Annotated in this window: 20 protein-coding genes; 14 read left to right on the top strand and 6 right to left on the bottom strand. The window is 58.3% G+C overall.

Annotated features, from left to right (window positions below; genetic code table 11):
* The first annotated feature begins 3 nt into the window (after window positions 1-3).
* The 9 genes from AC1DB0_RS23345 (at window position 4) to AC1DB0_RS23305 (ending at window position 5,501) form a co-directional block, all read left to right on the top strand.
* Window positions 4-198: a DUF6900 domain-containing protein gene (locus tag AC1DB0_RS23345; RefSeq protein ID WP_476757893.1), complete on the top strand. Its 195-nt coding sequence runs from the start codon at window positions 4-6 to the stop codon at window positions 196-198.
* Window positions 199-667: 469 nt separating this feature from the next.
* The gene (locus AC1DB0_RS23340; RefSeq protein ID WP_476757892.1) at window positions 668-1,003 is read left to right on the top strand and encodes a ClpX C4-type zinc finger protein; all 336 of its coding nucleotides are present in this window, start codon (window positions 668-670) and stop codon (window positions 1,001-1,003) included.
* 421 nt (window positions 1,004-1,424) lie between these two features.
* Window positions 1,425-1,916 carry a hypothetical protein gene (locus tag AC1DB0_RS23335; RefSeq protein WP_476757891.1) on the top strand — a complete coding sequence of 164 codons (492 nt, stop codon included), beginning with the start codon at window positions 1,425-1,427 and terminating at the stop codon, window positions 1,914-1,916.
* Window positions 1,917-1,929: 13 nt separating this feature from the next.
* On the top strand, window positions 1,930-2,160 hold the full coding sequence (locus AC1DB0_RS23330; protein ID WP_476757890.1) for a hypothetical protein: 231 nt from the start codon (window positions 1,930-1,932) through the stop codon (window positions 2,158-2,160).
* Between the two features lie 19 nt (window positions 2,161-2,179).
* Window positions 2,180-2,602, top strand: a complete 423-nt coding sequence (locus AC1DB0_RS23325) for a thioredoxin domain-containing protein (RefSeq protein WP_476757889.1) — start codon at window positions 2,180-2,182, stop codon at window positions 2,600-2,602.
* Window positions 2,603-2,671: 69 nt separating this feature from the next.
* Window positions 2,672-2,821: a hypothetical protein gene (locus AC1DB0_RS23320; protein ID WP_175171238.1), complete on the top strand. Its 150-nt coding sequence runs from the start codon at window positions 2,672-2,674 to the stop codon at window positions 2,819-2,821.
* Window positions 2,822-2,849: 28 nt separating this feature from the next.
* The gene (locus tag AC1DB0_RS23315; RefSeq protein ID WP_476758749.1) at window positions 2,850-4,835 is read left to right on the top strand and encodes a ParB/RepB/Spo0J family partition protein; all 1,986 of its coding nucleotides are present in this window, start codon (window positions 2,850-2,852) and stop codon (window positions 4,833-4,835) included.
* An 84-nt stretch (window positions 4,836-4,919) separates the two neighbouring features.
* Window positions 4,920-5,198: a type II toxin-antitoxin system RelE/ParE family toxin gene (locus tag AC1DB0_RS23310; RefSeq protein WP_476757887.1), complete on the top strand. Its 279-nt coding sequence runs from the start codon at window positions 4,920-4,922 to the stop codon at window positions 5,196-5,198.
* A 12-nt stretch (window positions 5,199-5,210) separates the two neighbouring features.
* On the top strand, window positions 5,211-5,501 hold the full coding sequence (locus AC1DB0_RS23305; RefSeq protein ID WP_476757925.1) for a HigA family addiction module antitoxin: 291 nt from the start codon (window positions 5,211-5,213) through the stop codon (window positions 5,499-5,501).
* Window positions 5,502-6,684: 1,183 nt separating this feature from the next.
* On the opposite strand, the gene AC1DB0_RS23300 is transcribed toward AC1DB0_RS23305, so the two are convergent.
* Together AC1DB0_RS23300 and AC1DB0_RS23295 are read right to left on the bottom strand one after the other, a co-directional pair.
* Window positions 6,685-10,608 carry an AAA family ATPase gene (locus AC1DB0_RS23300; protein WP_476757886.1) on the bottom strand — a complete coding sequence of 1,308 codons (3,924 nt, stop codon included), beginning with the start codon at window positions 10,606-10,608 and terminating at the stop codon, window positions 6,685-6,687.
* 211 nt (window positions 10,609-10,819) lie between these two features.
* Entirely contained in the window at window positions 10,820-11,158 is a 339-nt protein-coding gene (locus tag AC1DB0_RS23295; protein WP_476757885.1) for a CU044_2847 family protein, read from the bottom strand.
* Window positions 11,159-11,463: 305 nt separating this feature from the next.
* On the opposite strand from AC1DB0_RS23295, the gene galU reads away from it, so the two are divergent.
* On the top strand, window positions 11,464-12,297 hold the full coding sequence (gene galU / locus AC1DB0_RS23290) for a UTP--glucose-1-phosphate uridylyltransferase GalU (RefSeq protein ID WP_476757884.1): 834 nt from the start codon (window positions 11,464-11,466) through the stop codon (window positions 12,295-12,297).
* Between the two features lie 35 nt (window positions 12,298-12,332).
* A complete protein-coding gene (locus tag AC1DB0_RS23285; protein ID WP_476757883.1) occupies window positions 12,333-12,542 on the top strand; it encodes a hypothetical protein in 210 nt (69 codons plus the stop codon).
* A 1,028-nt stretch (window positions 12,543-13,570) separates the two neighbouring features.
* Here AC1DB0_RS23285 and AC1DB0_RS23280 read toward each other — a convergent pair.
* On the bottom strand, window positions 13,571-14,701 hold the full coding sequence (locus AC1DB0_RS23280) for an FUSC family protein (protein WP_476757882.1): 1,131 nt from the start codon (window positions 14,699-14,701) through the stop codon (window positions 13,571-13,573).
* Window positions 14,702-14,877: 176 nt separating this feature from the next.
* Between AC1DB0_RS23280 and AC1DB0_RS23275 the strand changes: the two genes are divergently transcribed.
* Both AC1DB0_RS23275 and nadE read left to right on the top strand, forming a co-directional pair.
* Window positions 14,878-15,384, top strand: coding sequence for a CinA family protein (locus AC1DB0_RS23275; protein WP_476757881.1), 507 nt, complete (start codon window positions 14,878-14,880; stop codon window positions 15,382-15,384).
* 27 nt (window positions 15,385-15,411) lie between these two features.
* Window positions 15,412-16,245, top strand: coding sequence for an ammonia-dependent NAD(+) synthetase (gene nadE, locus AC1DB0_RS23270; RefSeq protein ID WP_476757880.1), 834 nt, complete (start codon window positions 15,412-15,414; stop codon window positions 16,243-16,245).
* A gap of 69 nt (window positions 16,246-16,314) precedes the next feature.
* Here nadE and AC1DB0_RS23265 read toward each other — a convergent pair whose 3' ends face one another.
* The 3 genes from AC1DB0_RS23265 to AC1DB0_RS23255 form a co-directional block, all read right to left on the bottom strand.
* Window positions 16,315-17,484 carry a zinc-dependent alcohol dehydrogenase gene (locus AC1DB0_RS23265; protein WP_476757879.1) on the bottom strand — a complete coding sequence of 390 codons (1,170 nt, stop codon included), beginning with the start codon at window positions 17,482-17,484 and terminating at the stop codon, window positions 16,315-16,317.
* 157 nt (window positions 17,485-17,641) lie between these two features.
* Complete coding sequence (locus AC1DB0_RS23260) at window positions 17,642-17,986, bottom strand: response regulator transcription factor (protein WP_054427222.1); 345 nt, start codon at window positions 17,984-17,986, stop codon at window positions 17,642-17,644.
* Between the two features lie 183 nt (window positions 17,987-18,169).
* Window positions 18,170-18,520 (bottom strand): CrpP-related protein, encoded by a 351-nt coding sequence (locus tag AC1DB0_RS23255; RefSeq protein WP_476757878.1) that lies wholly within the window; start codon window positions 18,518-18,520, stop codon window positions 18,170-18,172.
* A gap of 827 nt (window positions 18,521-19,347) precedes the next feature.
* Between AC1DB0_RS23255 and AC1DB0_RS23250 the strand changes: the two genes are divergently transcribed.
* The gene (locus tag AC1DB0_RS23250) at window positions 19,348-20,913 is read left to right on the top strand and encodes a PAS domain S-box protein (protein WP_476757877.1); all 1,566 of its coding nucleotides are present in this window, start codon (window positions 19,348-19,350) and stop codon (window positions 20,911-20,913) included.
* Window positions 20,914-21,243: the final 330 nt, after the last annotated feature.

Below are 21,243 nucleotides of genomic sequence, written 5' to 3'. Positions count from 1 at the left end.
AGCATGGGCGTGCCGCAACAATCCGAGGCCGCGGAAGCGGCCATCGAGAACATCGCCCTGGAGATTTTGGACATTGAATGTCTGGAATTTCAGATGATCCGCTCGAAGGACTATCGCGAAATACCGGTGTGGGACCTTTGGAGGGCATTGCAGGCGGCGTACTTGGCCGGCATGGTGGACCATCACCGAAACGGCTGAACGGCATGGCCAGGCCTGCCGGCCTGGCTTTCTCACCTCAGCAATCAGACACGAACAACATGCCGAGGGCGGCGCGCTTACAGTCGTCTGTTGGTGTTCAATCTTTTAGACCAGTCCGCGGCGACATGATTTTGGATCGCACGGTGAGCGGTGGCGTCATCCGCGAAAGTCGCGCGCGCCCCGCCAACGCATTCCCACGGGCCTCCGGGGGCATATTGCACCTCCGCAACGACACCATTTCCATTCGGCGTTTGAATAGTTCTGTATGCCGCCCGGACGCCATTGATGACCACGGTTCCCTCCAAAATTATTCTCCTAGATCAGCAACATCCGGGTGCGGCTGGAGCCGAGAATGCCATTGTGCAATGGGCTGCACACTAGGGATAAACACCCGTTCGTATTAGCCTGCCATATGCTAGATTTCGCACCTCTCTGATCTAGCGACGCGTTGACGCGGCCCCTGTGCCCAATGGACGACAACAATAAAAAAAGCCCACGGCGAAAAAAGCAGCCGGGCATGCTGCACTGCTCATTCTGCGATAAGGCCCAGACCGAAGTTCGCAAGCTGATCGCGCGGGGAAATCCTGCCGGCAAGAAGGCGCTCACGATCTGTGACGAGTGCGTTGAGCTGTGCACCGAGATCATCAACGAGCAGGGTTTGGTCGAAGCCGAAAAGAGCCCCAAAGCTCTGTACGAGTACATCGTTCGGCAAAATGAAATCATGGGGGACGCACGGGATAGGGCAAATAAGGCCCTGGATCTGCTGAGTGTTTCGATGCCGCCGGCGTCCCAATCTCAGCAGTGAAGTTCTGATCACGACTCCCCATTAGGCGTGCMCCTCCGGCTGCGCCTACGGGTCGGGCTCTCGCGCTGCGCGTCAAGCCTGGCCAACCCCGCCAGTCTTGCCCCCGTGGGGGCTTCCATCCGTCCCTCCCGCTGGTCGGCTCACGCCTCCGCGCCTGACGGCGCTGCGCGCTGCCGCTTGCCAACGGCCTCCGGCCGAATTTGAGCCCTACGGGCTTGGGGCGCTCGCCGCGCGGCACGCCTGCGCCTCTCTGGCTATCTCACGCAAGCCTGGCGCCCTGTCAGTCCCCGCGCCCTAGAAACGCCGACTGTATCACTGCGTTCGCCCCTCCAAGGGGTTCGCTTCGCCAGGTACTCGCCCGGTCCTTGCGCTGCGCGCAAGGCTGCGGCCTCCGTTCCTGCCCCTTTCCGCTCCTCTCTCCATGATCCAGATCGGCACGGGCTCGGCGACTAACAGGACTGGCGGCAAACACCGCGAAGACAAAGTCCAGCGATTCCAGCCGTTCACGATCGGGCTAACGATCTTCAGGCCCGGTCAGCACTTCAAAACAATCTTTGATGCAGAGGAAATAGCCATGGCAAACACTGTACAGATAACTGCAACGCCGAAGCCCTTCGTTGTGTTCCTTCGCGGCTTGGATGCCCGAGTGGCTCGTACTAAGGCCACCGGAATGTTCGACGATGAAAGTCGCTACATGGAGCTTGGCTACTCGCAAATGCTGGCTCACGTTCAGGGCCGGGAAGACTTTGCCCGTGGCCGTGACGCCGAAGACGTACCGCCGCTGCTGGCGGATGTTGCCGAACTGGCAAGCGCATGGGCGGACGGCTGGAACGCGGCAGAGGAATCCGTAGCCATGGCCGCATGTTTGTGCTGCTACGACGGCTCCGGCAATCCTTGCCCGCATCACGGCTGAGAGGGGAGCCGAGATGCTTATCAAGTACGTAACGGACCAGATGGAAGGCGAGCCGGATATTTTGGCCGCGCTCCGCCATCAGCCTTTGCTCCTGCGTGGCCTGGATGGATCGACCCTACACGTCCAGCAGGCACCGGCACATGGCTGGACACATGAGGCGCTTTGCGATGTGCAACCTGAATCGGCCGTGATCGGCTGCGATGCGTTTCTGGGAACGTCCTGGATCGGTTCAACCGAAGTCTAGTCAAACAAGGAAATCCACCATGTCTAGCGACGTCGTTCTGTACACCCACCTTGCTTGCGCCCAGTGCGAGCTTTCTAAAGATGATCTTGCCGCACGCGGCATCGAGTTCACCGAACTCAGCGCCGCCGACTTTGCGCAGGCGCTCGCGGCAAAAGGCTATGACACCGCGCCGGTCTTGGCCGTCGCCATCGAAAACGAGTTGGTCGCCTGGACAGGCCACCGTCCCGACATGATCGAACTGCTGGCCGACTTGTTGGACACCGGCCCGGTCGCTGCGGACGGCCTGCGCGAAAGTGACGCGGCAGAGGAAGCCGTGTTGACCCGGCTTCAGGTGATGCACGAGATACGTGATCACCAACTGAGCGCCGAAGACTTTTTCACCGACAACGGGAACCACCCGCTATATCGCGGGCGCGACCTGCTGAACTGGCTGGGCTATTAAGTAAAAGGCCCCTGTCGGCAGCAACCGACAAGGGCCATCACCCGCAACCCTCGGACTAGGAGAATCGTGATGAACCACGACTTTATCAGATTGGCGAACGACATGCGCCGCGCTCACTTGCTGGGCCTGGGCTTTCGCATTCCCGCGATGACCATGCGACAACTCACCGTCCTAATCGCCGCGCTGGACGAGCCTGCCGCCGCGCCGCAACTGCACTGATCCCGATATTGAACTGGAGTACATACCTATGAAACTCGATTCCAACGAACTCGCCGCCGTCCACGCCGCCGCAATTCGCATGGACATTCCCCATTCGCAACTGCGCCTCAGCGATACGTATCAGGCTCGTGGCGTACAAGACCGCAAGCACGATGCTGAACTCCTGCAATTGAAGGCAACGATTCGGGCCATGGGCGGGCTGTTGCAAAACCTGGTTGTCGTCGCCGCGCCGGACGGTTCCTATGAAGTATGCGCGGGCGGGCGGCGTTGGACGGCCCTCGGCCTGCTGATCGAAGACGGAGTTTTCGCTGCCGACTACCCGGTCGCTTGCCTCGTGATTCCGGCCGCTTACGCATACCACGCCAGCCTGATCGAAAACATCGGGCGCAAGGCGATGCACCCGGCAGACGTGTATGCGGGGTATGCGCAACTGCGCGCCGATAACTGGACGGTAGAGGCTATCGCGGCGGCTCATGGCGCGACCGAATCGGCAGTGAAGAAGCTGCTTGCGCTGGGCAGCGTTTCCCCCGCGTTGATGCAGCTTTATCGCGACGGCAAGATGGAATTGGTGGATATGCAAGCGCTGGCTTCCGTCGCAGACCATGCCCGCCAAGAAGCCGCATGGAAGTCGGCAAACGGGCAATACTGGAACCGGMCTCACTACATCCGGAGTCTGTTGGGGGAATCCGAAATCCGCAGCGACTCGGCCGCTGCCCGCTACGTGACGGTCGCTGCCTACGAGAAGGCGGGCGGGGACGTCCGCCGTGATCTTTTCGAAGACGACGTGTATCTGACCGACTCGGAAATGGTTCGCTCGATGGTTAAGGCGAAGATGCAACGGTCCAAGCGCAATAAGGCAATTGAGGCAGAAGGCTGGCTCTGGGTGGATTATCAAGTGTCGTTCACGGACCAGGACAAAAATAATCTTGGAGAGATCGCACGCGCGCGTCGTGAGCCGACCAAAGACGAGGCGAAGTCGATGAAGGCGCTGCAATCCAAGTTGGAAAAGGTTGGCGAGAGCCTTGGTGAGTTGGAACAGGACGATGATCGCGACGACGACAAGTACTGCCAGTTGATCGACGAGCATGAACGGCTTCAAGAGCAAATCCAAGCGCTCCGCGACTCATTCGCTGATTACCCCTCCGACCTCAAAGCCCTGGCTGGCGCAGTCCTGCACCTGACTTATCAAGGTGAGCTGACCGTTACCCGTGGCCTGATCCGCCAGGACGAACGCGAGGCGGTGGCGCAAATCGTGCGCAGCAAAGCAGGAGAGGGTGACACGATGGCGGGCGTGGACTTGCCCCCCGTCAAAACACGGCCCGTCCATTCTGAAGCGTTGACCAATCGCCTTCACGCGCAGCGCGTGATCGCCATTCAAGCCGAAGTCATGGCGCGTCCTACGCTGGCACTTTGCCTGCTTATCGAACAGATGCTGGGCGATTTTGAATTCAACCGGCGTCCCAGCAGCGGCGACACTTTCGACTTTTCGTTGCGGCCGGCGCATCACGAGCTGGCGAATACCGACCCGGACATCAAGGCCAGCCCGGCGTGGGCAGCGGTGCAGGAGCATATCGAAGCCGCGACGAAGGGCGTGCCCGAGGACGGCGCAGCCGTGCTGCCCTGGCTGCTCGAAAAATCGCACGCCGATTTGATTGCATTGTTGGCGGTACTGGCCAGCGTTTCGATCTACCGCCATCGCAGCCATGCATGCGGATCGGAAACGAAGCACCTGGACCGCCTGGGAGAAATGGTAAGCCTGGACATGAGCAGTTGGTGGAAGCCCACGGCGCAGTCCTATCTCGCGCACGTGTCCAAGGACAGGATCGCTGCGGTCGTTACCGCTGCCGTGGACGCCGACCAGGCACAGCCGCTGCTGGCGATGAAAAAAGCCCAGGCTGCGGCTGCTGCCGAACTGTTGCTCGACGGCAAGGGATGGGTGCCAGAACTGATGCGCGGGAAGCCGTTGCTATCCAAGCCKGAGCCGACTTCTCCGGAGGCGGCAACGGCCGGGTAATTCATCAGGAGGGAAGCAGGGACGCACGCTATTTTTCGCGTGTGTCTCTATTGCATCGTGTATCGTTACGGGATACAATAACGCATGATCATTGGATTTCGCCACAAAGGTCTTGAGACCTTCTACCGCACCGGTTCAACCCGAGGAATTCAGGCCGCACACGCCAGCAAGCTGGGCCGCATCTTGGCCCTGCTCGATGTGGCGAAGGGACCGCAGGATATGAATATCCCTGGCTATAAGCTGCATTCGCTCAAGGGCGGTCTAGCCGAACATTGGTCAGTCTGGGTCAACGGCAATTGGCGCGTGACCTTTCGTTTTACAGAGGCCGGTGCCGAACTGGTCGATTATCAGGACTACCACTAGGAGCCATTCATGATGCACAACCCTCCGCATCCCGGTGAAATTCTCCGGGAGGATGTAATTGCCCCGTTGGGACTATCTGTGACCGAGGCTGCTGACCGGCTGGCTATGTCGCGGGTGGCCCTGTCACGGGTACTCAACGGCAAGGCTGGTATCAGCCCGGATCTGGCTGTTCGGCTTGAACATGCTGGGGCCAGTACTGCCCAGGCTTGGGTCGCTATGCAGGCCAACTACGATTTGTGGCAGGCGCTACAGCATGAGCAGCCGCCCGTTCGGCTCTTGGCCTCAACGGCAGCAGCGCACTGACCTAAACCATCCACCAAAGCAAAAGGCCGCCCTAGGGCGGCCTTTTGCTTTGGATGTACCAACGGGTTTGGTATGGGGCGGCCTATCCCACCGGCTGCGCCGGCGGGGCCGTCCTGCGGACTTCGTGAGCGTCCCCCGGACGCTCACAGGTGCCCTTAAGGCCCCCACCGCCAGGCGGCGGCGGGTCCCTTAAAGCCACCACACAGGACGCACCCTCCGGGTGGGTTCATCTCTTTGATTTTTTTGGGTTTTTCGCTCAAGCAGTCGTTTTCTTTTGTCTGACAACGAAAACGCTGAGGGCGACGAAGGCCGCGTGCCTTCGAGCTGGTGAGGCCGTGTCCTCGTATACAAGATAGGTTTCGGACGCGAATGGCAGGAGTCCGGCGACACAACCGCGACGTAACCGTGACATCACCGCCACATAACCGCCACATAACCGCGACATAACCGCGACATACCCGCGACATATCCGCCACATATCCGCCACATGACCGTGACATATCCGCGACACAAGCGCGAAATCATATCCAGGAACCCACATTTCTTAATCCTTGATCTGGGCAGGGCTTCGCGTGGCAAGCCAATCATGTACCCATTGCAGCGCAATGAAGCGTGTTCGCGGTTACATGGTGACGTGGCCCCAGCCAACTGGAGGGAACAGGGTGTCACCTTCCAGAATCACGTCTTCGTCATTGAACCCGCCGTAGTCACCCGGTTGTGTCACGTAAAACGTCAGGTCATTTGAATCCGAAAGATCCATTGGCACTACTGTCGAATTTCATTCGACTTGAGATTTGGTTCACTGAATTTGGCCGTAACCTAGGCGGAAAGTACCTCGAGCCAGCAGACCGCTTTCGACCCGTAGGAGCCACTCGGGCGAAGACTACGACCGTACGCTAGCCGACCAACACGAGACGCTCGCGGATTTCCACTTCGAGAATTGGAAACAATTGCCTCGCTTTCAAACCGGCACACTCGTGCCCCATGCTCACGCTGCCTGCACTTCTCGGATTACGTCATAGATCATAAACGGTCAACTCGATACGGCGCTTAAGTGCCGCTCTCTGTTGGCCGCCTCCAATGCGATCGCGCGGCGAGCACATCAGATTCGGCATGCGTCTGAGGAGCTGCGACAACAATACCAGCGGCACACCGCCTCATGCAGAGTCGTCTTGTCCCGGCGTCACGGCCACCACGAAGCAGTCTCGCGGATATCCGACATGAGTCGCCGAACCAAATCAACAGAGCCAAGTCGCGCTATTACCGGAGCCGTCCGCTCGATCACCATCAATATCGAGGACCTACTTACCGACGGGTCCCCAACAGCAAGAAATAAGGCGCGACGCTGGTCGGCCTCAGCCTCGCATGCGTGCACCAGGTTGGCCGCCACTCCGCATCTCGATTCCCCTCTGGACTCCGACACAACGACTATTGCATCTTGAAGTAACCTCACGCGCTCTCGACCATCCGTACAGATTCCGGCAAGTCTGATGCGAAGATTGCCGTCAGAGTCATTGCCCGCATCAACATTCTGCAGCAACTGCTTCCAGGCATCCTGCTGATTCGCGACGCTCAAGTGAGGATAAGCAACCAGCACCTCACTATATTGAAACTGGACACCGGCATTTACCGATCGAACCCACTCATCGTCCACGACGTAACGGCGCCCATCGTTCTCTGACAGCACCGCTACGAGCTTGGCCATTTGTGTCAAGCGTTGCCCCGGATTCGGAATCTCGTTAACAGCCGCTACCGCGTCATCGAAGACCGGTGGGTGACCCAATCGCGAAGCAACTGCCGCAAGAGAGCACAGACTGAACGCCCTGAGAAACGGGTCCGTGCACCACCGAAGTCCGGCCAAGGCTTTCCATAAATCCGATTGTGTCCATAAATCCGGGGCAACGTCGGCCGCTAGCGCTATGTGAAACCATGTCGTGTAATCCTCCGGCCTAAATCCCTCGTCCATGAGTTCTCGGAACGTCGCCCGGCGAAGGCTATCCGGCAGTTCGTTCAACGCGTTCAACAACGGGCCTACCGAAAAATCGCGACTAGCGGTCAATTTAATCAGGGCAACTCCATAAGTTTGCAGTTCTGCCCCATTTTGGGTGAGGCACGCCAGTCGTAGAGCTATCTCTCCTCGATGTAAAACGTAGCGGATTTGGTCCATCTCCCGTCGCAAGACGTGCACTTGGATACCCCTCTCGGGTTCCGGCAGCTGCGATGCGAGGTCGATGAGGGAACGTAAACGCGAAAAGTCATCTTCGATTAGCCGAGCGCTAATCAGCGCTTCCTTAACGAATTCCGGACGAAGATGAGTAGGAGATGTCTTTGCCAGCGATAGCAGCGCGTGCGCACGGTTATTGCCTGTCGGAAGTTGTCTTCCAAATTCGAAGCCCATCATTGCAACTTTCGGTCTGTTCGCATTGGCAAACAGCGGCAGGACATAGGCGAAAACATCCGAAAGATGGAAGCCGTCAACGCGCTGTGCCAGATTGTTGAGGGCCTCCAACCCAGTCGCAATTTGTGCAGCAGGGTCCAACTGCGTCCGTAGCAACTCAAAGCCGATGCAGACTTTGAGGACTTGAGCCAGCTCCATCTCAAGGATCGTCTTGGACTGATGTCTTCCGGGTCGAACATGCTTATCGGGATCGCGAGCAGTGTCCTCGACCGCTGCCCGCAGTTCTACGATGCGGGACTCCACCTCGGCACGGGGAATTAGGTCCGATAGTTGACACAGCACGTCCGCGCGAGACAACGGGGCGACAATACTATCCAGCATTGCGAGGCAGCATCGCAGAACCCGACCGTGAGCGTTGGCATCTCCCCGCTGTAAACAAATCGCCGATAGTTTTCCAAGGGAGAGAACACATTGCGGTACATGTTCGCGCTGTGGCGATAACGCTTCCGAATGCGACACTAGAGCCTGAAGCTCCTCTGGCGAGACATAAGTTGCAAGCTCAACGCAGATCGGAAAAGTCTGGGCCGATTCGAATGGCACAGCTAGGCTCCGCACTTCGTCTAAGATTCGACCACGACGCTCATCTTTCAGATAACATGCTACGCGCGCGAGCAAATGTGCGCGGTTGCCACCGTCTTCAACGCCGCGGATTGAGCTCAGGGCCCGATCGATTTCGTTCTCTTCAAGATGTGCGAATATCTCTGCGTAGAAGCTAGGCCGGTTCTCGAGGGACTGGAGCTGAACGTAAAGCATTGCCTGGCGCGAGGTCAGCTGTTGAGTCTCGAGCGCGAGTCGTAACAACTCCGCCGGAACGTTTGCGCCAATAGATTTGACGCTGGAAACGCACAGCGCTAGCTTAATCCGGAAATGCAAGGACTGCGAGAAAGACCAATGCTCCTCCATGCCGTCTAACGTGCTCAAAATGGAGAGTAGGCTACTCGCGTACCCGTGATGTCCGCCCTCGTATCGCTCCCACGCGATCCTCCAGCCGTCCGAAAGGCAGTGCCATAGGTCGTTAGGACTGTCGTTGTTTTGTTCGACGTGCCGCGCAAAATACTGCAGCAGGTACGGTGCGATTGAAAACCGAGAATCCTCATTGAGCCGGGCAACTTCGTCGCGCCCCCATCGCAGAAAGGAGGAGTGCGCGCGTCGAAGCGCAGCATCTTCAAACTTCTCCTCTCTGAGGAATTGACCGAGCTTCGGGTGATTCAGCACATAGCCGCTGCCTTCCTGCCCATTCCCAGAGACGAAGCGCGATATTGGTGCTATGAGCCGGTCTACCGAAAGAGGCTCTGGTATTTCGCCCAAGTCACAGACCAGCCGAATGAGCGATTTCCTCGCCAATGGGCCGAAGGCAGTCGCCAGAATGACCAGCGTCACATCAATGGTATCTTGATTGACTTTCGAACCGGTCTCTTCCCAAGCTTTTCGCTGGTTTTCAATTGCACGCGCGAAGTATGGTTCGAAACCTTTGGCCAAACCGGCAAGCTGATCTGCTGTGACCGGGTGCCCACGCTTAACTGCGTCGACAAGATCTTCGGCGTAAAGCTTGACCAGAAGCGGTTCCCCCTCTGACAGCTCGGTAATTCGTGCGACGAGTCCGTCGGCATCGGTCAGAGGCAGCTTCACGCTTTCGAGAATATCTCGGACCTCGTTTTCTCCAAAAAGAGCGAGCCGGTGACTGGCTGCGAATCCGGTTCGCTCCCACTCAAGCCGTCGTAACCACCCGTTTGCGCCATCATCATTTGCCTGCTCACGCGCGCTGCATAAGACCTTGACGTTAGGCGGAAGTGAGCGAGGGAAAATCGTACCGTTGAACTGCAGGTCGAGAGCTTCATCGACGCCGTCAATTACAATCACAACCCTTTGACCCTTTTCGGCAAGCTCCCGGATCAGCGAGGTTGATGTTCCAAGGAAGAAACCCTCGGGGTCAAACGCTGGGGGCACCAAGTTTTGCCCAGCAATGGACGCGAGTTGGGAAGCCAGGAGTTCATAATAGACTTCCGCCCGGTGCGTTTCAAACCGGATGCTTATCGGCACGAATACAACTTTCCAGGTGGCAGACCGCGCAACCCGTTCAGTCCACCGAACGAGCAGCGCACTTTTCCCCCGACCGGTCGGGCCTGATACCAACATCCGGCTTGGCATTTCGTTGCCGCCCAGCCAGGAATCGAGGTCCGACATCTCGTCGTCGCGCCCCCCGAACGGCTCAGCATGATTTCCTTCGACGAGGTAGCTCTCACGAAACGCGGTAACACGAGACAACAGGTGCGAGGCCCCCCCTCGCCATATGGATGGTTCCGGAGGGAACTCAATGTCAGGTAGGGCCGAGCTAATCCAAGCAAACAGCCGATCGAGCGAAATCGCCCTGCAAAGCGGCTGGTTTTTAGCACGCGCGACCAGCAGGCCCACAATCATATTGCGCCATACGACGACTCCGCCGCTGTGACCCTCCGCATTTTCGGGTGACAGCTCATAGTGCCCATTTTTTTCGTCATAGCTCCCGATTGCATAATTAGGAACCTTGTGAAACTTTTTATGTGTCGGACTTATTACGTGTATTGCGACCAGCTCTCCGATAAGACCTTGCGGTTCGCGGAGCAGCGCGGGTGCAGGGACTGATTGATAGGAAGATTCTTCCAGCTCCAAAAGTGCGGCGTCGTATCGTCCGTGCACGCATATAGACCGGGCTCGAATACGTCGGCAATCACCTTCGACTTTGACGTAAACCGCGCTCTGAGGGAGGATATGCCTTGCTGTCAGGACATGGTGTGAATCCAACAAACACCCCGACGCAAGGAACGAGTTTTCCCCCTCCCAGGTCGACCAAATCGAAACGACTACCGGCGCATTCATACCGTCAGGCCTTCTTCCACTTGGCCGTAAGCTTCAGCGACGCGTTTGCCTCTCCCTTGGTCACGAATGGAACGCCCGCTTCGCCTTTGAAGCCAATCAATAGTTCGACTGACCACTCTTCCGGCTTGGACTCATCGAATGCTTGCTGAATCGAACCGGTCACCGCGTTGATGATGGTGCGGATGTCACTTCCGGCGTCAACAATCTGCTGAGCGACGCCAGTGGGCTCGAGGCCTTCTATCCCGTAACTGTTGTACCCACCTTGCCGCGCTACCGTGGTGCCTGGCTCATCAATCTCGACCAAGATATCTGCACCGTTGATCGTTACAAGCGTACTTGGCATTATTTCCTGCCTCCCATCGGGAAAATTTACATTGTATGTTCGATCGCTTGCTTTAAAGAATGCGATTTATATCTCAGGGTCATTCGCGATGGCCGCAATCTGTCCCAAACCAGTCGTTTGAGCGGTGTCCATAACCGGCTGTTTATGGCCGAGAGCGGCCCTCGATGCGCGACCGTCCCGGACAGCGCTGACAAAGCTGAGGCGAGGTCACTATTTTTGACGGCTCGTATGTTGGGCACGTGATTTGCTAATCGCCAGGGGCGCCCCATCGATTACGGGCGATTGATCACGAGACAGAGGCACTTATGTTCCCTATACGTAAAGCGGTGTTCCCCGTTGCAGGTCTGGGCACGCGGTTCCTGCCAGCCACGAAAGCCATGCCCAAAGAAATGCTACCCGTCGTAGACAAGCCCCTGATTCAGTACGCCGTGGAAGAGGCCGTGGCGGCGGGGATTACTGAGTTGGTCTTCGTGACCGGCCGGAATAAGCGGGCGATAGAAGACCACTTCGATCGGGTCCCCGAGTTGGAATTGGAGTTGGAGTCCAAGAACAAGGTGGCGTTGCTAGATACTGTGCGCAGCGTAATCCCGGACCACGTCAAATGCGTGTACACGCGACAGCCGGCCGCATTGGGCCTGGGGCATGCAGTCCTGTGCGCGGAATCGATCGTTGGCGACGAACCGTTTGTGGTGCTGCTGGCCGATGACTTGATCGATGCGGACTCGCCCGTGATTGGCGAAATGATGAAGGTGGCGAAAGAGTTCCAGGGTAGTGTGCTGGCGATCCAGCGCGTGCCCGCGGCGGCCACGCGGCAGTACGGCATCGTGTCAGGCCAGAAGGCGGCAGCGCACGTTTTGCGGCTGTCCGGCATCGTGGAAAAACCTGATCCGGCCGACGCCCCGTCTGATATGGCGGTGGTAGGGCGCTATGTGTTGGACCCGTCCATTTTCCAGGCATTGCGTAACACCCAGCCTGGTGTGGGCGGCGAGATTCAGTTGACTGACGCCATCGCCAGCCTGATGGCGGCGCGACCGGTATTTGGCTACGAGTACGACGGCACGCGCTACGACTGCGGCAGCAAAGAAGGCTTTTACCAAGCCACTATGGAAATCGGCAGGAAATATCACGGATTGGCATGATGTCACCTTGGCCTTTTCGAATAAGGACACCCATCATGAGCATCAAACCCCATTCGCATCAGGACGCGCCCGCTGAAGCTGCGCACAGACCCGTGCCAAAAGGCGAACGCACCTTGTCGGACCACCCGGCCGATCCCAACCGCACCGGCGCGGGCCGCCAGTTTCCGCCAGGCATGGATCCCGAAGACGTGTGGGACCCGGGCAGGGCCACCCCAAATGCTCCTCCGGTCGATAACCGATCCTGAGCTGGAAGGATTCAAACACGAAAGCGCTGGTGCTCCCTGCCCTTGGCGATATATGGGTGGCCTCCGTCGCCGATCCTGAATGTAGGGCGACGCCACGGCAATCGTGAGGTTGGCCGCAAGTGCCATTTACTGGACGCACCGGATTTCATTTCCGGCACGATGGGAGCGCTAAACGCCGGTAGGATTCTTACCCTCCGTCCCTAGAGAATTACAGTGTTTACGCATATACAAATTGGTGCCCGGGATTGGGCGAATATGGTGGCGTTCTACGATGCGGTGCTCGCACCGCTCGGCTTGTCACGGCGGAACTCCATTGAAAACGCAGGCCCGGCTGGAGTGATTTGGGGAAGCCCCGGCCAGCGATGGCCCTCCTTCGTGGTGGCGCCACCCTTCAATGGGCTGCCCGCGACGTGGGGCAACGGCACCCAAGTGAGCTTCGAAGCTGCGAACGAAGATATCGTGCGCGAGTGTTGGGCTGTGGCTATTGATCTTGACGGAGCCGACGAAGGGCCGCCAGCGCTACGACCCCATTACGCGGGAGATTTTTTCGCTGCTTACTGCCGCGATCCTGAGGGGAACAAACTAGCGTTTGTTTGCAAAATTCGGCCCGCGCCATCGCCCTCGTTTTAAGGCTCCGGTCAAGCATGTTGAACTGAAAACGGCGCGGTGCAATAGTGTCGCTCCCGGTTGCGAGCGCCGTCATAGCCACGTTTTGAATCGACGGAGGCAGACAATGCACGAGGACATCTGCAAACAGGGCGCACAGGCAGCCCGAAATGGTGGGAGTTTCCACGACTGCTTACATGCGCGCTGAACATATGCCCGGTGTGACGGCAGGATCAGTAGAAGCGTGGCACTCACGGGGTGGGGCGTGGGAGGCAGGCTGGAGGCAAGAGTTCGAAAGCTAGTCCTCAGAGTTTCAGTTTCCGACCATCCTTGTCGGGATGGGCCGACGACACTAGTCGCCACCACTGGCAGATCGTTCGTTACATCCCTCGCCATATGAAAAGGATCTGAGTCTCGAAGCCTCATCGAGGCGCTATGGGCGAAACCGTAATGCGCTGGGCTACGAGGCAATTGCACATCTCGTTGAGCTCGTCCGCAACTTGTTGCCACGCCCAACAAATCAGCTCGACCGCTTTTTGCTCTGACGAATTGAACGCGCCGGCACCCGTGGTTTCGCTTATGACCTCTCTAAGCTGGTAGAGCGAAATACCGGTACGGCATAGCGGCGGTGTCGTGCGTTCCTCGCGAAGGACTCCTGCGAGTTCGTCGATCTGTTTTTTTGCGTCAGTTGCCACGCCGCTCAAGGTGGGTCCAAGTTGACGGCAAACGTTCTCCGTCACTTCGACGCGTCCCACGCGTTCCATGAGCGGAATCGTCCGCCACAATTCATCTATGCGGTCGTGAAGGCGGTGGGCTGCTGCGTCGCGGCGCAGGTCTAGCGGAAGCGAGCGCGACTGACATGCCATGTCGCTGGCGCGCCAGCGAGCTCGCTTCATCGCGGGGTTGCTGTTTTCCCGAGGGCGTTCCCGCCCATCCTGCAGGGCGGCAGCCCACTCGAGGAGCAGGTCGCCGTAAATTTGGATCGAGGCGGCTAAATTCTCCCGCATGCTGCGACGTGCAGACAGAGGCAGCACCGCGATGGCGGCGAGGATGCCTGAGGCGGAGCCGACAAAAATCGCAAGGGTTTTATCTGTTGCGCCATCTAATACGTCAGTGCCGGGCGCCACGGTCAGCATAGTCACAGTAACCAGGCTGTAGCTGAGATTCGGCCAGCGAGTCGAAAGAAACGCAGCGAAGCTCACGCCGAGGACGATACTCCACTCCGAAGCTAGATCCGTAGCTAGCCCTGCCAATACAAGGGACACTCCAAGCGCCACGCCAAGCAGTGCGCCCAAGACGCGGGCGGCGGCTTCACCTACCGTTCCCTCGACGCTGGCGCGCACCACGAACAGCGCAGAGAAAGCGCCCCACGCGAGTTCTGGCAGGTTTAACCAGTTCATCCATGCGCAGGCTAGCAGCACGGCGACAACGGTTTGCAAAGGCATACGCACATTGTCTTGCCCCACCATCGACCGACAGTTCGCGGCATATTTAAACAGCGCGCCAAGCTCGGGGCTTAACACGCTTCCTTTTTTGTACTTCATCAACTTCATTACTGCTCCCGATTTGCACACGGAACCGAACATTGCGACCCCGCCGCAGCATCTTCTGTGCCTGGCCGCCCGCTTGTGACCAATTAGCGTGTAGGTGCTGAGATCCCGGTTCAACATCGTCAGGCGTCTCGGGTATATGACTTGCTCCCAGCATTGCAACTATCGGGAGCACGCAAATGAAAGCCATTGAACGAGTCGCCAAGTTCATGCTTGAACACAACCTTACGTTGGTCACAGCGGAGTCGTGCACGGCGGGGCTGATTGCGGCAAAGTTAGCGGATGTCCCCGGGGCCGGCCAGCTTTTGGATTGCGCGTTTGTTGTCTATTCGGTTGAGGCCAAGCGCCGTTGCCTGGGCGTGCCGCAGTCGACCCTGTCCGCCCATAATCTGACGAGCGAGGCCGTGGCCCTCGACATGGCGCTTGGTGCGGCGCGCAAGAGCCAGGCCAACGTGGCAGTGGCTAATACCGGCGTGACCAACGCGGTGGATGACCGAATCCCGAGCGGAACGCAGTGTTACGCCTGGGTCTTCAAGCGAGGCCGGGCGGATGCCAGTCCGATGGTCTACACCGCAACTCGACAGTTCTCAGGCGATCGCAACGGCATACGTGAGGCCAGCGCGGAGTTCGCATTGCTGGGGATCGTGGAGCATTTCTTGGAACACGAGTTCGCTCATCGCGGATAGGGCGTTTAATTCTTTAGGAACTCGACTATGAATCGAAAGGGCAGCAGCGGAAATGAATACGCAGCGATAGCTCGCACACTGGGCGTTCCCCAGGCGTTCGATGCTGCTGCTGAACTTGAGGCGAGGATAGACTTTCTGCACGCCTACTTGCTGACGGCAAATAAATCCGGGTATGTGCTGGGCATCAGCGGCGGCGTGGATTCGTTGGTGGCCGGCAGGATGGCTCAGCTGGCGGTGGAGCGAATTCGCGCCGCTGGGCGGAACGCGAACTTTTTGGGCGTGCGCTTGCCGCATGGCGAACAACAGGATGAGCATGACGCGGCCCGGGCGCTCGAATTTGTGGCACCGGATCACCGGATGCGCGTGGATATAAAGCCCGCCGTGGATGCGCAACGTGACGCGCTGTTGTCTGCAGGTCTGGCCTTCAAAGATGATGCGGCGGAAGATTTTGTGGTCGGCAACATCAAGGCCCGTCAGCGTATGGTGGCCCAATACGCGATAGCAGGGGCTTTGGATTGTCTGGTAATTGGAACGGATCAGGCTGCGGAGGCGGTGATGGGCTTCTTCACCAAGCATGGCGACGGCGCCGCCGATGTTGTTCCGCTTGCCGGATTGACGAAGCGGCGGGTGCGCGCCTTGGCTCTTCTTCTTGGCGCGCCCGCCGAATTGATCATCAAGGTACCCACCGCCGACCTCGAATCGCTTGCGCCATTACGTCCAGACGAGGACGCCTTTGGTGTGACATACGACGACATTGATGCGTTCCTGGAGGGCCGGCCGGTGTCCGAGCAGGCGGAGGCCATCATTCGCCGCCAATACACCTCCACCCAGCACAAACGCCTGCCGCCAGTAGGCCCCTAACGCGAAGGAGCCCGCAGCGGCGGGCGAGGACGCCCGCCGGATGATGCGCATGTCGTCCAGCATGCGCGCCTATGGCGTCAAGACAACCTTGATGCATGCATCCTTCTTGTCCCGAAAGGTCTTGTACATTTCCGGCCCCGCCTGAAGGTTGGCGCGGTGCGTGATGACGAACGAAGGATCAATTTTCTTGTCGATGATCAGTTGAAGCAGTTCGTCCGTCCAGCGCCGAACGTGTGTTTGGCCCATGCGCCAGGTCAAGCCCTTGTTCATGGAAGCACCGAAGGGAATTTTGTCGATCATCCCTCCGTAGACGCCCGGAATGGACAGCACGCCGGCCGGCCGGCACACGTAGATCATCTCTCGCAACACGTGTGGTCTGTCCGTTTCAGCCCCGACCGCCTGTTTGACGCGGTCGTAGGCTTGTTCCATCGTGCTGCTGGAATGGGATTCCATCCCGACCGCGTCGATGCACTTTTCCGGCCCCTTTCCCTGCGTCAATTCCTTGAGGCGCTCGACCACACTTTCCTTTTCAAAGTTGATGGCGACTGCACCACCGTCGACGGCCATCTTCAGGCGCTCGGGCACGCTGTCGATGCAGATCACCTGCCTGGCGCCCAACAGGACGGCGCTTCGGATAGCCATCTGGCCTACCGGACCGGCTCCCCAAATGGCGACGGTGTCCGTGGGTTCGATGTCGCACTGAAGCGCGGCCTGCCAACCGGTCGGAAATATGTCCCCTAGAAAAAGGACTTGCTCGTCAGAGAGGTCAGGGGGCACCACAACATGGGTTGAGTCGGCAAACGGCACGCGGACGTACTCCGCTTGACCGCCCGCATACCCGCCGGTCAAGTGGCTATAGCCGAAGAGTCCTGCCGTCGTATGGCCGAACATCTTGGCCGCTTTGTCGGCGTTTCTGTTGGTTCGCTCGCAAGCGGAGAAGTTGCCCTTTACGCACTGTTCGCATTGGCCGCAGGTGATGGTGAAGGGGATCACCACGCGATCGCCCACTTTCAGGTTTTTGGCCTCGGGTCCGACCTCCACGACTTCGCCCATGAATTCATGGCCCAGAACGTCGCCGGATTTCATTTCCGGCATGAAGCCGTCAAACAGGTGAAGATCGGAGCCGCAAATCGCGCACGCGCTCACCTTGATGATCGCATCGCGTGGATGCTCCAGAATGGGATCGGGAACAGTGTCGTAGCGCACGTCATGTTTACCGTGCCAGCAAAGTGCTTTCATGGGTATCCCCTCGGAATCGCGATCGCGTTAGTGCGAGCAGGGGGAGGGGAGCAACTTTCATGCCCCAAGATAGTCCACGCGCTATCCCATAGGGTAAGCACGTGCGGGCGCATTCGTTGCTGGGGCCATCGCAAGCGGGATGGGCGCGATGCCTCGGTCAGCGAAGAACATGTTCTTGTAAGACGTCAAAATCGATAGGTTTGACGAGATAAGCTTCCACCCCGGGCGGCGGGTTTTTCGTACCATGTTCGGAGACAAGCCCACTGAGAACGACGATTCGCGCATCGGGGCAGAGCGCCGATATTTGGCCCGCGAGCTCCAATCCAGAAATGTCGGGCAACTCGACGTCAAGAAGAACGGTCTCAGGACGGAATGCACGGCAGGCGCGCAATGCCTCACTGCCACTACGGGCGATCTCGACGGTAGCCCCGCTTTCAAGCGTCAGGCATTCCGCAATCAGTTCTGCCGTAGAACTGTCGTCATCGACTACAAGGATGCGCATTGCAATGTCCTCGATATGGCCGGGGTTCAGGGATCGGGGAGAGCGGGCGTCAATGAAGAAGTCAAAAGACACCCGCACAGGTCAAGTGTTTAGCCGCTAAACCGCTATCAGGTTTAAGCCTCGCTGGTCCACGGAAGCGCCCGCGCCACAAAAAGGCTGATGCGTTGGCCGGAGTCTTCGAAGTCAGCGAATAGGCTGCGAAGTGGAAGCGCGCTTTGCGTGCACCGTGGAAGGCGACCACGGCGCACTGATCTGAGGGGCGGCACGCACCTTTTTCCATCCCGCCTCCCAGGCTTCCACCCGTCCGCGCCATTGGGCTATCGGCTCTCCAGTGTGAGCGGGCATTGCGTCCGCTCGTAGATAAGGGCAATTGAGGATACTCAGCCCTTTTCGGGCGGCCTCAGCTCCCTGCTTTTGGATGTCGTCATACACGGCAGCACCTCCAAAAGAAGATCCACGGAGGTGATTATTGCCGGACCAAACGGGGTGGTGCAATAGTGTGGTGCACGGGTAGATGATGAGTTTGTGACGCATCGTTGCAGAACCCCCTCCCGTCCAATAGCGCCGGTGAAAGCGTCGACTGTTGCCCTCCTCAAAACTCCAGCGACAGTGGGTCAAAGATGTCGAGGCCGACGCACCTTTACGTCGGGCGCTATCCCCGGACATGCCTGTGGAACGTTTCCTTGATGTTCCGCGGATGGCTCCCCTTGTCCGGCCGCCGATACCGACTACAGCCAAAGGGCGACTCAAGGACGCTTGTGTGCTACAGCCACGGCAATGCTCCCATTTGGCAGGCGGTATTTGCCCTCCCCGAGCCAGATGACTGTCTCGCCGGTCGGAAGCGTGCAAACGTACTGGTGCACCTGAGATGCTTCGGGGCTACGTTTAATTACCAGGCGCCTTTCCACCCTGCAAGTCGATCGGTCAGGCAGCTTTACGATGACATCGGACAACCGTGAGCCGGAGGCCATAATTCGCCCTTCCTGTAGATCGCGCGGCCGTATCGGGATCCGTCCAATTTGCCGGCGGTCCGCGCCTTCCCGTGGCACTTCATTCATAGCATGTGCGGAGTTACGTGAACATGCGCCACGAGGCCAATAGTCAGATGTCAGAAATGCGCCCGACCCCCCCCATTAGATAGTCCCCAGGACCGGGTGATGAACACGTTTCTGAAAGGTCCAAGAACCAAACGTTCATGTGCTCGCGGAAAGCGGTCTTGTGCCAACTTCGCGGCAAACTAACATGGCTGGGGTTGTCACCATTTTCGATGTGGAGTTCCGAGCGTACGATCACGAAACCAGGGCGCTTAGACAGTACTGCCTGCGGGGATGCGAACCAATTTACGGCCATCTAGAACGAGCATGAAGCAATCACCTTCAGAGTTTCCCGAACAAGACCGGTATCGACTCCTTGTAGATGCCGTGATGGATTACGCCATATATCTCCTGGACACGAAGGGTCGGGTTAGCAGTTGGAACCCAGGCGCCGAGCGTTTCAAGGGCTATAAAGAAGAGGAAATTATCGGTCAGCATTTCTCTGTCTTTTACACTGAGGAAGACCGCGCCTCTGGAGTACCCCCGCGCGCGCTGGAAACGGCGAGAAAAGATGGGCGCTTCGAGGCAGAAGGCTGGCGCGTGCGAAAGGATGGCACTCGCTTCTGGTGTAGCGTAGTCATTGACCCCGTCCATGATGACAAAGGTCAACATGTAGGCTTCGCGAAGATCACGCGCGACGTCACTGAGCAGAAAAAGCATCGGGAAGAACTGCAAGCAGCGCGTGATTCGATGCACCACGCACATCGCATGGAGGCAATTGGACGCCTGACCGGAGGCGTTGCCCACGACTTCAATAATTTCTTGACGGCTATCCGGTTCTCCGCCGAATTTTTGAAAAGATCGGGCGAGATGCCCGCCTCTCTGATGCGTTATGTCGGGATCATTTCCGACACTACGGAGAAGGCGGCACAACTCACCCGCCAGCTCTTGGCATACGCAAAAAAACAGCCTCTAAAACCGCATGTGTTTGACGTGCGCGACAGCCTGTCATCGCTTCGTCAACTGTTCGAGGCCTCTGTTGGATCGTCCATTGCCCTAGCCTATGAGGTGGGCCCAGGAAATACGACTATCTATGCAGATCCGGCGCAGCTTGACTCGGCGCTGTTGAATCTAGTGATCAACGCCCGGGACGCGATGCCCGCCGGCGGTCGCCTCACTATTTCGGTGCAAGGAATAGAGCGGCCGCCTACGCTAGGCGCAAGTCTGGATTTGGATGCGCCGCACGTTGCTGTAGCGGTTAAGGACACTGGCATCGGGATGGAAGATGAGGTGGCCAAGCATATTTTTGAACCCTTCTTCTCAACTAAAGGCCAGCACGAAAATTCGGGCCTGGGCTTGAGCCAGGTGCAGGGGTTCGTCCAGCAGTCCGGCGGCGATGTTGAAGTCCACAGCCGGCTGGGGCAGGGAACGACCTTTACCCTCTATCTCCCAGCTGCGGAACCCGCAACCAAACCCAACAATGCGAGCGTTCGGCAGTCTGATGACCCGCAGGTCCGAAATCGCGTCCTGCTGGTCGAAGACAATCGCATGGTGGGCGAGGTGGTGGTCTCGATGTTAAAGGACATGGGCCAAGATGCGACCTGGCTTCTCGACGCGGAGGCTGCGCTGGCGCATCTGACGGAGGGAAGGGGGGGCTGTGACATCGCGATCCTCGACGTCGTCCTGCCTGGTATGAATGGCGTTGAATTGGGTCGCCGTATTCGAGCGCAATGGCCTGACATACGGGTGGTACTCGCCAGCGGGTACAGTGACGCAATCACTGGCCAAGAGGTCGTCCCGTTTCCGGTGATGCAAAAACCGTATTCGCTTGAAACTTTGACGCACGTGTTGCACGCGCCCGACTCGGCGAGTGCAGGAGTACCTAAACGCTAAGGTCTTTACCCTGGCTCGTCTATCTTCAAGCACCGCTTTTCTACCGGACGAGATGAACGTCCTTTTTCCAAGCGAGAAACAGTTGCTCGCGGCGCAATGCCAGGATGGAGGCGTGGACAGAAGTCCACATTTGGTCAATTGTTGGGATTGGGAATTACTGCATATGATCTTTTCGAACCGTGACGTCCTTGTTGAGCTTCGGCAGGTACGGATGCGCCAGATTCCCTGGGTCAAGAAGGCGGCAACCTTTTCACAACTGCGATCGCTGAACCTCGTCACTGCCGCCCGCCAACGGGCGGCCTCCGGCTCCGGCCGCCCAGATGTCGAAAT

It is taken from the genome of Achromobacter sp. 10T422 (genome assembly GCF_056394065.1).
Note: the sequence above shows the minus strand (reverse complement) of the source record. Positions and strands in the feature narration are given on the sequence as shown.

Coding starts and splice junctions, on each gene's coding strand:
- AC1DB0_RS23305 (WP_476757925.1), top strand. CDS start 5,211: ATGCACAACCCTCCGCATCCCGGTGAAATTCTCCGGGAGGATGTAATT.
- AC1DB0_RS23255 (WP_476757878.1), bottom strand. CDS start 18,520: ATGCGTCACAAACTCATCATCTACCCGTGCACCACACTATTGCACCAC.
- AC1DB0_RS23345 (WP_476757893.1), top strand. CDS start 4: ATGGGCGTGCCGCAACAATCCGAGGCCGCGGAAGCGGCCATCGAGAAC.
- AC1DB0_RS23325 (WP_476757889.1), top strand. CDS start 2,180: ATGTCTAGCGACGTCGTTCTGTACACCCACCTTGCTTGCGCCCAGTGC.
- AC1DB0_RS23310 (WP_476757887.1), top strand. CDS start 4,920: ATGATCATTGGATTTCGCCACAAAGGTCTTGAGACCTTCTACCGCACC.
- AC1DB0_RS23285 (WP_476757883.1), top strand. CDS start 12,333: ATGAGCATCAAACCCCATTCGCATCAGGACGCGCCCGCTGAAGCTGCG.
- AC1DB0_RS23335 (WP_476757891.1), top strand. CDS start 1,425: ATGATCCAGATCGGCACGGGCTCGGCGACTAACAGGACTGGCGGCAAA.
- AC1DB0_RS23275 (WP_476757881.1), top strand. CDS start 14,878: ATGAAAGCCATTGAACGAGTCGCCAAGTTCATGCTTGAACACAACCTT.
- AC1DB0_RS23295 (WP_476757885.1), bottom strand. CDS start 11,158: ATGCCAAGTACGCTTGTAACGATCAACGGTGCAGATATCTTGGTCGAG.
- AC1DB0_RS23250 (WP_476757877.1), top strand. CDS start 19,348: ATGAAGCAATCACCTTCAGAGTTTCCCGAACAAGACCGGTATCGACTC.
- AC1DB0_RS23340 (WP_476757892.1), top strand. CDS start 668: ATGGACGACAACAATAAAAAAAGCCCACGGCGAAAAAAGCAGCCGGGC.
- galU (WP_476757884.1), top strand. CDS start 11,464: ATGTTCCCTATACGTAAAGCGGTGTTCCCCGTTGCAGGTCTGGGCACG.
- nadE (WP_476757880.1), top strand. CDS start 15,412: ATGAATCGAAAGGGCAGCAGCGGAAATGAATACGCAGCGATAGCTCGC.
- AC1DB0_RS23260 (WP_054427222.1), bottom strand. CDS start 17,986: ATGCGCATCCTTGTAGTCGATGACGACAGTTCTACGGCAGAACTGATT.
- AC1DB0_RS23280 (WP_476757882.1), bottom strand. CDS start 14,701: ATGAAGTTGATGAAGTACAAAAAAGGAAGCGTGTTAAGCCCCGAGCTT.
- AC1DB0_RS23265 (WP_476757879.1), bottom strand. CDS start 17,484: ATGAAAGCACTTTGCTGGCACGGTAAACATGACGTGCGCTACGACACT.
- AC1DB0_RS23320 (WP_175171238.1), top strand. CDS start 2,672: ATGAACCACGACTTTATCAGATTGGCGAACGACATGCGCCGCGCTCAC.
- AC1DB0_RS23330 (WP_476757890.1), top strand. CDS start 1,930: ATGCTTATCAAGTACGTAACGGACCAGATGGAAGGCGAGCCGGATATT.